The sequence below is a fragment of the Clavibacter sp. MX14-G9D genome (genome assembly GCF_032917815.1).
GTDB lineage: Bacteria > Actinomycetota > Actinomycetes > Actinomycetales > Microbacteriaceae > Clavibacter > Clavibacter michiganensis_K.
Map to the genome: position 1 here is coordinate 1 of NZ_JAVCVL010000080.1, position 10,750 is coordinate 10,750.

The 10,750-nt window shown below is 72.9% G+C and carries 10 protein-coding genes and 1 tRNA gene; 8 read left to right on the plus strand and 3 right to left on the minus strand.

What is annotated here, in order from left to right:
• Positions 1 to 236: 236 nt before the first annotated feature.
• Positions 237 to 309: transfer RNA gene (locus tag Q6969_RS08365), tRNA-Ala, on the plus strand.
• 61 nt (positions 310 to 370) lie between these two features.
• On the opposite strand, the gene Q6969_RS08370 is transcribed toward Q6969_RS08365, so the two are convergent.
• Positions 371 to 625 (minus strand): hypothetical protein, encoded by a 255-nt coding sequence (locus Q6969_RS08370; protein ID WP_317230015.1) that lies wholly within the window; start codon positions 623 to 625, stop codon positions 371 to 373.
• 66 nt (positions 626 to 691) lie between these two features.
• Here Q6969_RS08370 and Q6969_RS08375 point away from each other — a divergent pair, with 66 nt between their 5' ends.
• Together Q6969_RS08375 and Q6969_RS08380 are read left to right on the plus strand one after the other, a co-directional pair.
• Positions 692 to 2,314, plus strand: coding sequence for a methyltransferase (locus tag Q6969_RS08375; RefSeq protein ID WP_317230016.1), 1,623 nt, complete (start codon positions 692 to 694; stop codon positions 2,312 to 2,314).
• A 9-nt stretch (positions 2,315 to 2,323) separates the two neighbouring features.
• A complete protein-coding gene (locus tag Q6969_RS08380) occupies positions 2,324 to 2,716 on the plus strand; it encodes a DUF3054 domain-containing protein (protein WP_317230017.1) in 393 nt (130 codons plus the stop codon).
• 20 nt (positions 2,717 to 2,736) lie between these two features.
• Here Q6969_RS08380 and Q6969_RS08385 read toward each other — a convergent pair whose 3' ends face one another.
• A complete protein-coding gene (locus Q6969_RS08385) occupies positions 2,737 to 3,174 on the minus strand; it encodes a pilus assembly protein CpaE (RefSeq protein WP_317230018.1) in 438 nt (145 codons plus the stop codon).
• Between the two features lie 118 nt (positions 3,175 to 3,292).
• Between Q6969_RS08385 and Q6969_RS08390 the strand changes: the two genes are divergently transcribed.
• From Q6969_RS08390 to Q6969_RS08410, 5 genes are all read left to right on the plus strand, one after another.
• Entirely contained in the window at positions 3,293 to 4,294 is a 1,002-nt protein-coding gene (locus tag Q6969_RS08390) for a LacI family DNA-binding transcriptional regulator (RefSeq protein WP_317230019.1), read from the plus strand.
• A gap of 106 nt (positions 4,295 to 4,400) precedes the next feature.
• Positions 4,401 to 5,750, plus strand: a complete 1,350-nt coding sequence (locus Q6969_RS08395; RefSeq protein ID WP_317230020.1) for an extracellular solute-binding protein — start codon at positions 4,401 to 4,403, stop codon at positions 5,748 to 5,750.
• A gap of 78 nt (positions 5,751 to 5,828) precedes the next feature.
• Positions 5,829 to 6,773, plus strand: coding sequence for a sugar ABC transporter permease (locus Q6969_RS08400; RefSeq protein WP_317230021.1), 945 nt, complete (start codon positions 5,829 to 5,831; stop codon positions 6,771 to 6,773).
• Positions 6,770 to 7,690, plus strand: coding sequence for a carbohydrate ABC transporter permease (locus Q6969_RS08405; protein WP_317230022.1), 921 nt, complete (start codon positions 6,770 to 6,772; stop codon positions 7,688 to 7,690). Before Q6969_RS08400 ends, Q6969_RS08405 begins: the two co-directional genes overlap by 4 nt.
• Before the next feature lie 82 nt (positions 7,691 to 7,772).
• Positions 7,773 to 9,311 carry an alpha-N-arabinofuranosidase gene (locus Q6969_RS08410; RefSeq protein ID WP_317230023.1) on the plus strand — a complete coding sequence of 513 codons (1,539 nt, stop codon included), beginning with the start codon at positions 7,773 to 7,775 and terminating at the stop codon, positions 9,309 to 9,311.
• A gap of 69 nt (positions 9,312 to 9,380) precedes the next feature.
• Here Q6969_RS08410 and Q6969_RS08415 read toward each other — a convergent pair.
• On the minus strand, positions 9,381 to 10,750 hold a 1,370-nt coding region (locus Q6969_RS08415), incomplete at its 5' end, for a trypsin-like peptidase domain-containing protein (RefSeq protein WP_317230024.1).

Sequence of the window (10,750 nt, forward strand, 5' to 3'; positions counted from 1 at the left end):
CCGCCGAGGAGGAGGCCGTCGCGGCAGCCCCCGCCGCCCCCGCGGCCCGCACGCCGTCGGCCCCCGACAGCCGCTTCTCCCGCATGGGCATCGTCGACGACGCCCAGCCCGGCATGGGCGACCTCGACGAGGTCCTGCGCCGCCGCCGCGCGGTCGGCTGAGGAAGCGCGCCGTCCCCACGGCCGCGCTCGCGGTCGGAGGGCCCCGCGCGACGTGGTAGTCTCGTGGAGTTGTCAGGGCCTATGGCGCAGTTGGTAGCGCGCCTCGTTCGCATCGAGGAGGTCAGGAGTTCGAATCTCCTTAGGTCCACAAGAACCCCGCTCCGGCGGGGTTTTTGCTTTCCCCCCGCTCGTGCCAGCCTTCGCGCGCCTCAGCCGGCGGGCGGGAAGCGCGTGACCTTGTACGGCGCCCCGGACCGGTCGTAGGTGGTCCACTCGCCCACCTGGCGGCCATGGTCGAAGGATCCCGAGCGCAGCATCGTGCCGTCGAGCCGGTACCACGTCCACTCGCCGTGCTCCCGGTCGCCGAGCATGCCGCCGCGGCCGCGCACCGAGCCGTCGCGGTGGAGGACGGTCCGCTCGTGCCGGCGTCCGGCAGCGTCGGCGGCGGTCGTGTCCAGGTCCATGGCCCCACGGTAGGGGCACCGCCCGCGGCGGGCCAGCGGTAGGCGCGCCCCGGTTAAGATCGACCGGTGCCCCGACCCGCGATCCCGTCCGTGACCATCGCGACCCCGGAGGTCCGGACGCTCCGCGCCGACCTCGAGACGGCTCCCTTCACGCTCGCGTCCGCTCTCGGCGTGTGGGGCGACGCCGCCGGCCAGGCGCTGCACCGTGGGAACCGGATCCCGGCCCGCCGCGCGGTCGCCGCTGCGCGCGTCGGCGGGCGCCTCCCGGCACCGGCCGCCCTGGCGGCCCTGTTCGTGCTCGGCGACGCCGTCGACGCGGACGACCTGCGGGCCGCCCTCCCGACGCTCGGCATCGAGGGCGCCGCGCGCCTCGGCCTCGTCGAGGTGGACGGGGACCGGGTGCGACCGGCCGTCGACCTCCGCCCGTACGGCTTCATCGACGCCCACGGCGTCGGCGAGTGGTGGATCGCGTCCGACCTGGGCGAGCTCGCCACCGGCGGGGCGCTCGACGAGGACCACGTGCTCGGGGTCGGCGGGGCCTCCGCGACGCTCAGCGGCCTCATGGTCTCCGCCCCCGTGGCCTCGGCCCTCGACCTCGGGACCGGATGCGGGATCCAGGCGCTGCACGCCTCCCGGCACGCGGAGCGGGTGGTCGCCACCGACATCTCCGCGCGGGCGCTGGCTTTCGCGGCGCTGAACGCGGCCCTCAACGGCGTGACCACCATCGAGCTCCGGCTCGGCAGCCTCTTCGAGCCCGTGGCGGGGGAGAGGTTCGACCACATCGTCTCGAACCCGCCGTTCGTCATCACCCCGAGGACGGAGGGCGTGCCCGCCTACGAGTACCGCGACGCCGGCCTCGTCGGCGACGCGCTCGTGGAGGGCGTCGTCGCGCAGCTCGCCGAGCACCTGACGCCGGGCGGGATCGCGCAGCTCCTCGGCAACTGGGAGCACCGCGCGGGCGGGCCCGGCCTCGAGCGGGTCGCCGGGTGGCTCGACGCGGCCGCCCACCGCACGGGCACCGGGCTCGACGCGTGGATCGTCGAGCGGGAGGTGCAGGACGCGGCGCTCTACGCCGAGACGTGGATCCGCGACGGCGGCACCCGCGCGGGCACCCCGGAGTCCGAGGCGCTCCTCGACGCGTGGCTCGACGACTTCGCGGCGCGCGGGGTGGAGGCGGTCGGCTTCGGGTACCTCACCCTCCGCCGGCCCGCGACGGGCGCGCCGACGCTGCGCCGCCTCGAGCGGCTCCCCGGAGGCCTCGGCCACAACCCGACCGGCCTCGGCGACCACCTGCACGCATCGCTCGCCGCGCACGACGCCCTCGCCCGCATCGACGACCGGGTGCTCGGCGGACTCGCTCTGGTCGTGGCCGGCGACGTCACCGAGGAGCGGCACTACTGGCCGGGCGCCGAGGACCCGACGGTCATGACGCTCCGGCAGGGCGCCGGCTTCGGCCGGGAGGTGCCGCTCGACACCGGGCTCGCCGCGCTCGTGGGCGCGTGCGACGGGGAGCTCGCGGTCGGCGCGATCGTCGACGCCGTCGCGCAGCTCACCGCCGTGGACGCGGAGGCCCTCCGCGCCGAGCTGCTCCCGGGGATCCGCGCGCTCGTCGCCGACGGGTTCCTGCTGCTACCGGGGGCCGTCGCCGCGGAGGACGGACCCGCCGACCGTCCAGGACGCGACGCCTAGGATCGCCGGGTGACCCGCCGAACCCGTCCCGCCGCCCGTCCCGAGATCCTCCGCGCCGTCGTCCTGGACGCCGCGCTCATCGTCGCCTTCGTCCTCATCGGCCGGGCCAGCCACGGCGAGGACCTCGCGCCCTCGGCCGTGCTCGGCACCGCGTGGCCGTTCCTCGCGGGCGGCCTGGTCGGCTGGATCGTCGCCCGCGCCTGGCGCAGCCCCTCGCGCCTCGTGCCCACCGGGCTCCTGGTGTGGGGCGTGACGCTCGTGGTCGGCGTGGTGCTGCGGGCGCTCAGCGGCGAGGGCGTGGTCGTGCCGTTCGTCATCACGACGGCGATCATCCTGGCCGTCCTGCTGCTCGGGTGGCGCGCGGTCTCCGCGCTCGTCGTGCGCCGCCGCGCCCGGGCCTGAGGCCTGACGCCGCGCCCGCCTCAGGCGGCGGGAGGGGTGGGCGCTGCGGCCTCCATCACGGCGATGAGCGCCTTCGCGTACGCCTCCTCGGCCTCGAGGTCCCGGTGCTCGACCTCGTGCCCGTCGAGGACGACGAGCACCACGTGGGCGCCGTCCTCCGCTCCGCCGATCTCGCGCCGCAGGGAGCGGAACGCCCCGCCGAGGAGCTGTCGGAGCTGGTCCTCGCGCGGCAGCCAGAGGCTGTCCTCCAGCGCGACCGAGTCGAGCGCCCACTCGGTGGTGCCGTTGAAGCCGAGGACCGTGCCCGTCGCGTGCTCGTGCGCCTCGATGGTGAGCTCGCTGATGGTGAAGACGTCGGACTCGAAGCCCTGGCCGCGGATCCGGAACCGGTCGCCGGGCTCGGGGCTCCATTCGAGGCCGAGCTCCAGCAGGGTCGTGGCATGCGCGGTGGAGATCATCCCCGCAGTATGCCCGGCGCTCCCGGGCATCGCCTCCGCGGCCGGGGCTGAGCGCGTGCATTAGATTCGGGGGCACCGCCTGCGGCAGACGCCCGCCGCCGGTCGTCCGGGGAGGACCATGCGCGCGACAGTGAAGGACGTCGCCGCGCGCGCCGGGGTCTCGCCGAAGACCGTCTCGAACGTCATCACGGGCCGCGTCCAGGTGAGCCCCGCCACGCGGGAGCGCGTCGAGCTGGCCGTCGCGGAGCTCGACTACGTGCCGAACCTCTCCGCCCGGGGCCTGCGCAACGGGCGCACGGGCGTCATCGCCGTCGCCCTGCCGGACCTCGGCACCGCGTACTCCGCCGAGCTCGCCCACCACCTGGTGGAGGTGGCGCACGAGGCCGGCTACAGCATCCAGATGGAGGAGACGGGCTCCCGGCCCGACCGCGAGCGCGACCTCATGTCCCGGGCCCGCGAGCACCTGGTGGACGGCCTGATCCTGAACCCCGTCCTGCTCTCCCAGAGCGCGATCGGGCGGGCCGAGTCGCTGCCGCCCGTGGTCGTCATCGGCGAGGTCGAGCAGGAGGTCGCCGACCGCGTCGGGGTCGACAGCGTCGGCGCCGCGTACGACATGACCCGGTACCTCCTCGCGACGGGAGCGCGCCGCATCGCCGCGGTGGGCACGGCGACGCGCGAGGAGTCGGCCGCGGGGGACCTGCGGCGCATCGGCTACCGGCGCGCGATGGAGGAGGCCGGCGAGGCGCCCGTGGAGATCGACCGCACCGGCTGGAACAGCGCCTCCGGCGCGGAGGCCGTGGACTCCTGGCTGGCTGGCGGCAACCCGGCGCCCGAAGCCCTGTTCTGCTTCACCGACGGCCTCGCCTTCGGCGCCCTGCGCGCCCTCGCCGACCACGGGCTGCGCGTGCCGGAGGACGTCCAGGTGGCCGGCTTCGACGACGTCGACCAGTCGCGGTTCTCGATCCCCACCCTCACCACCGTGCACTTCGACATCCGCGCGTACGCCGAGGCGGCGGTCGGGCAGCTGGTCCGGCGCATCGAGGAGCGCGAGGGCCCACCCGTGCAGGTCGTCATCCCGCACCGCATCGTCGTCCGCGGCAGCACGCGCCCGTCCCTCTGACCCGGATCCGCCATCCGCTGGCGGTCGTCCGGCAGATCGTCACGCCGAAACGTTGCGTTCCCCATTACAACGATGTAATGATGTGGCCATCACGAAGGAGTGGTCAATGGATCCTGTTACGGGAAAGACCGGGGGACGTCCCTCGGCATGGTCGAGGCGTCAGATCCTCATGGGCGGCGCGGCGGCCCTGGGCGGCGCGTTCCTCGTCGGCGGACTGTCCGGCTGCGCGCCCCAGGTGGCGGCGGCCGGCGGCATCGTCGACCTAAAGTACTGGCACCTGCTGTCCGGCGGCGACGGCATCCGCATGACGGAGATGGTCACCGAGGCGAACGACTCGGGCGAGGGCTTCGACGTCACCGCCACGGTCCTCGCCTGGGGCCAGCCGTACTACACGAAGCTTGCCATGGCGTCCGTGGGCGGTCGCGCTCCCGACGTCGCGGTCATGCACGCGGCGCGCGTCCCCGGGTTCGCGCCCGGCGGCCTGCTCGACCCGTGGGACACGGACAAGCTCGCGGAGCTCGGCGTCACGCAGGCCGACTTCGAGCCGCGCGTGTGGGACAAGGGCGTGGTCGACGGCGAGCTGTACTCCATCGCCCTCGACAGCCACCCGTTCATCCTCATGTACAACACGGACGTCGCCGGCGAGGCGGGCGTGCTGGGGGACGACGGCCAGCTGGCCGAGATCACGTCGCCCGACCAGTTCGTCGACGTGATGCGGAAGATGCAGGCCGTCACGGGCGTGCACGGCCTCAGCTACGGCTACCTCGGCGACGGCGCCCAGATGTGGCGCTTCTTCTACACGTTCTACAAGCAGATGGGCGGCGAGATGGAGCTGCCCACCGGCGGCGAGGTCGTCTACGACCGCGACAAGGCCGTCGCCTCGCTCGAGTTCATCCAGAGCCTGCTCGACGGCACCATCGCCACCCCGAGCGGCGACGGCGGCACCGCCATCGCCGAGTTCGCGGGCGGCAAGAGCGGCGCCGTCGTCACCGGCGTGTGGGAGCTGCCCACGTTCCAGGCCGCGGAGCTCCCGTTCGACGCCATGCCCATCCCGAACCTGTTCGGCACGCCGGCCACCTACGCCGACTCGCACGCGTTCGTGCTCCCGCACCAGAGCTCGCCGGACCCGGTCAAGCGCGACAAGACGTACGCGTTCGTCGCGGACCTCCTGAAGAACTCGCTGCAGTGGGCGGGCGCCGGACACATCCCGGCGTACAAGCCCGTGATCGACAGCCCCGAGTACGCCGAGCTCCTCCCGCAGGCGCACTACGCGAACGCGGCCGAGCAGATCAACTACGACCCGGTGGCCTACTTCACCGGGTCCGGATCCGACTTCCAGTCCTTCTTCGCCGAGAACGTGCAGAACGTGTTCCTCGGCCGCCAGGACGCGGGCGCCGGCCTCGACGCCTTCATCCGGCAGATCAACGCGCTCCTCGCCAAGCCCAACCCCCTGTAGCGCCCGACCCCGGGGCCCCGCGACCTCCGCCGGCGGCCCCGCACCCCTCTTCCTGCGATACGACGAAGGAGTCCACTCGTGACGACAGCAGCACCACCCACCCCGGTCGCCCCCGCGACCGGGTCCCGCCCCCCGCGGTCCACCGCGGGGCAGCCCAAGGTCCGGGCCAAGGAGCAGACGCAGGGGATGCTCTTCATCGCCCCGTTCGTGATCACCTTCGTGCTGTTCCTGGTGTGGCCGGTCCTCTACGGCTTCTACCAGAGCCTCACCGGGCAGAGCCTCACGGGAGCGAACAGCGAGCTCATCGGCTTCGCGAACTACTTCGAGGCGTTCGGCGACAGCCAGATGTGGCGCTCGCTCGGCAACACCGTGGTGTTCACGATCGCGAGCACCATCCCGCTCTTGGTCGTCGGCCTCGTGCTCGCGCTCCTCGTGAACCTCGGCCTCCCCGGCCAGTGGCTCTGGCGGCTCGCGTTCTTCCTGCCGTTCCTCCTCGCGTCCACCGTCGTGTCGCTGTTCTGGCTCTGGATGTACAACCCGCAGCTCGGCGTCGTGAACGCCATCGCGGGGGCCCTCGGCCTCCCGCAGCCCGCCTGGCTGCAGGACTCCAACCTCGCCATGACGAGCGTCGTGATCACCACCGTCTGGTGGACGGTCGGCTTCAACTTCCTCATCTACCTGGCGGCGCTGCAGAACATCCCCGACCAGCAGTACGAGGCGGCGGCCCTCGACGGCGCCGGCAAGTGGCGGCAGCTGTTCTCCATCACGATCCCGCAGCTCGCCCCGACCACCGCGCTCCTCGCGATCCTGCAGGTGCTCGCCAGCCTCAAGGTCTTCGACCAGATCTACCAGATGACCGCGGGCGGCCCCGGCGGCGCGACCCGGCCCATCGTGCAGTACGTCTTCGAGACCGGGTTCACCGGCTTCCGCTTCGGCTACTCGGCCGCCATCTCCTACATCTTCTTCGCCCTGATCGTGGTCATCTCGGTCATCCAGTTCACCGCGACCCGGAGGAAGTCATGACCACCACCACCCGACCCGCCTTCTCCTCCGGCACGCTGGCGCGGAAGCCCGCCACCAGCGCCACCGCCCGCCAGGGCCGCACCGGCACGCCCCGGTTCGCGCCGTCGCGCGTCGCGGCGCTCCTGATCCTCATCGTCCTCGCCGCCGCGTGGCTGCTGCCGTTCCTCTGGGCGGTGCTGACCTCGTTCAAGTCGGAGACCGACGCGGCCGCATTCCCCGTGACGCTGTTCCCCGCGGGCGGCTTCACGCTCGACGCGTACGCCTCCGTGCTGAACGGCGGCACGATCCCGCTCTGGACCTGGAACAGCCTGCTCACCAGCACGGTGATCACGGTCGTCGCGGTCGTGTTCTCGGCGCTCGCCGGCTACGCGCTCAGCCGCATCGACTTCCGCGGCCGCAAGGTGCTGATGGGGGCGATCATCGCGTCGATCATCATCCCGCCGCAGATCCTCATCGTCCCGCTCTTCTACCAGATGCTGTCCTTCGACCTGGTGGACACCCTCTGGGCCGTGATCCTGCCGCAGATCGTGCAGCCGGCCATGGTGTTCATCCTGAAGGCCTTCTTCGACCAGATCCCGATCGAGCTGGAGGACGCCGCGCGCGTCGACGGGGCCGGACGCGTGCGCGTGTTCCTGCAGATCGTGATGCCGCTGTCGCGGCCCATCCTCTCCGCGGTCGCGATCTTCGTCTTCATCGGCGCGTGGAACAACTTCCTCTGGCCCTTCATCGCCACGAACGACGCGACGCTCATGACCCTGCCCGTGGGGCTGCAGACCGTGAAGAACGCCTACGGGATCCAGTACGCGCAGAACATGGCCTCGGCCGTGCTGGCCGCGCTGCCGCTGATCCTCGTGTTCCTCTTCTTCCAGCGCCAGATCATCAAGGGCATCTCGACCACCGGGTTCGGCGGGCAGTGATCCGCCGCCCCGCGCCCACCACCGCTCCACCCATCCCGTCCGGGACGCACGCTCCCGGGCCCGACGTCCAGGAGGACGCCCCATGACCCGCGCCCGCATCACCATCGACCGGGACTTCACCATCGGCGACGTGCCCCGCCGGCTCTTCGGCTCGTTCGTCGAGCACATGGGACGCTGCGTCTACACCGGCATCTACGAGCCGGGCCATCCCACGGCCACGCCCGAGGGCTACCGCCAGGACGTGCTCGACCTCACCAAGGAGCTCGGCGCGACCGTCGTCCGCTACCCGGGCGGCAACTTCGTCTCCGGCTACGACTGGGAGGACGGCGTCGGCCCCGTCGAGGACCGGCCCCGCCGCCTCGACGGCGCCTGGCACACCGTGGAGACCAACGCGTTCGGACTGCACGAGTTCATGGGCTGGTCGAAGGCCGCGGGCGTCGAGGTGATGGAGGCCATCAACCTCGGCACGCGCGGCGTCGACGCCGCCCGCTCGCTCGTCGAGTACGCCAACCACCCGGGCGGATCCAAGTACTCCGACATGCGCCGCCGCAACGGCGCCGAGGAGCCGTTCGACATCAAGCTCTGGTGCCTCGGCAACGAGCTCGACGGCCCGTGGCAGATCGGGCACAAGACGCCCGACGAGTACGGCCGCCTCGCGCAGGAGGCCGGCAAGGCCATGCGCCTCGTGGACCCGAGCATCGAGCTCGTCGCGTGCGGCAGCTCCAACTCCGGCATGCCGACCTTCGGGCAGTGGGAGCAGACCGTGCTCGGCCACACGTACGACGTCGTCGACTACATCTCGCTGCACGCCTACTACCAGGAGCACGAGGGCGACGTCCGCAGCTTCCTCGCGAGCAGCGTCGACATGGACTTCTTCATCGAGTCGGTCGTGGCCACGGCCGACGCCACCGGCGCGCGCCTGAAGAACCGCAAGCGGATCGACCTCTCGTTCGACGAGTGGAACGTCTGGTACCAGCGCGGCCTCGACACCGAGGACCAGCCGCACCGCATCGAGAAGTCCGGCTGGCGCGAGCACCCCCGCGTCATCGAGGACGAGTACAACGTGACCGACGCGGTCGTCGTCGGCACGCTGCTCAACTCGCTGCTGCGCCACGGCGACCGCGTGAAGATCGCCAACCAGGCGCAGCTCGTCAACGTGATCGCGCCGATCCGCAGCGAGGAGGCGGGACCCGCCTGGCGCCAGTCGATCTTCTGGCCGTTCGCGCGGATGGCGCAGCTCGCGACGGGCCGCATCCTCCAGGTGGAGGTCGACAGCGACCGCTACGACAACGACCGCTTCGGCACCGCCGACGTGGTCGACGTGAGCGCGACCTGGGACGACGAGGCGGGGACCGTGTCCCTGTTCCTCGCGAACCGCGACCTGGAGGAGTCGGCGGCGACCGAGGTGGCGCTCCGCGGGCTCGACGCCGGCCGGATCCTCCGCGCCGAGGTGCTGCGTGTCCCCGAGGGAGGGGACCGCTTCACGAGCAACACCGAGGAGTCGGGCGAGCAGGTCGGCCTCGTGCCGCTCGAGGGCGTGCACGCCGAGGGCGGGCGCCTGACGCTGACGCTGCCCGCGCTCTCGTGGGCGGTCGTGGTCCTGGACGTGACCCGGAGCTGATCCCGGACGCACGACGACGACGGCCCGCCCTGCATCGCGCAGGGCGGGCCGTCGTCATGGGGATGCGCGTCAGCTGGCGGGGCCCTCGGTGAGGGTCACGGTGCCCGTCTGCGTGGCACCGGCCGCGGTGGTCCAGCCGAGGGCCACCTGGTCGCCGGGCTCGTGCGCCGCGATGGCGGCGCTGAGCTCGGCGGCCGACGCCACGGCCTTGCCGTCGACCGAGGTCACGACGTCGCCCTGCGCGAGGCCGGCCTGGGCGGCGCCGGACCCCTCGACGACGCCCTGGACGGGAGCGCCCGCGACCGTGCCCGCGCCGTTCGCGAGCAGCACGCCGAGGAAGGCCGGGTAGCCGATCTGCACGGTGCCGGACTCGACGCCGCTCTCGATCTGCTTCGCGATGCTCAGGGCCGTGTCGATCGGGATGGCGAAGCCGGCGATCTGCGCCGACCCGGAGGAGGCGGCCGTGTCGATGCCCACGACCTCGTTCTCGGCGTCCACGAGGGGGCCGCCGGAGTCGCCGGAGACGATGGGCGCGTCCGTCTGGATGAGGTCGGTCAGCGTCTCGCCGGCCGCCGTGCCCTCGGACTGGGTGGTGATGGTCTGGCCGAGGGCGGTGACCTTGCCGGCCGCCGCCGTGAGCGTGCCCGTGCCGCCCGCGTTGCCGACGCCCGTGACGGCCTCGCCGACCGTGACGCCGTCGGTGTCGATCACGGCCGGGGTGAGGCCCGACGCACCCTCGAGCTGCAGCACGGCCACGTCGTTCGTGGCGTCGGTGCCCACCACCTCGGCGACGTAGGCCTTGCCGGTCGACTCGACCGTGACGCGGATGCTGGTGGCGCCGCTGACGACGTGGTTGTTGGTGAGGATCGTGCCGTCGGACGACAGGATGATGCCGGTGCCGGCACCGGCCGCGTTCTCGTACGTGAGCGCCGAGTCGATGGTGACGACGCCCGCCGTCTGCGCCGCGTCGGCGGCGGGGGAGGTGGCGGAGGTCCCGGTGCCGGTGCCGGTGCCCGACTGCTGGCCGGAGCCGGAGCCCTGCCCCGGCAGCGTCGTCGTGCCGCGGCCGAAGCCCTGGCCCGGGGTGAAGGCGCCGGGATCCTGGATGCGCGTGTCACCCGCGGTGGCGGTCGAGCGGCCGAGGTCGGCCATGTAACCGAACGCGGTGCCGCCGCCGAAGGAGAGCAGGAGGGCGAGCGCGGACGCTCCCGCGATCAGGCCCGTGCGGACGCCCTTGCCCATGCGCTTGGGGGTCACGGGGTTCCCCGCCGCGTCGAACGTCAGGGAGCGGCCGAAGGCGTCGGTGGCGGGGGCGGGCCACGGGGAGCCGGCGACGGGACGGCCGTCGGCGGGCATCGCGGTCGCGTACGCGGCAGTCGGCTGCGGCGCGGTGGCCGCGGAAGGGACGGGGGCGCCGGCGTCGATGGGGACCGCCGGGC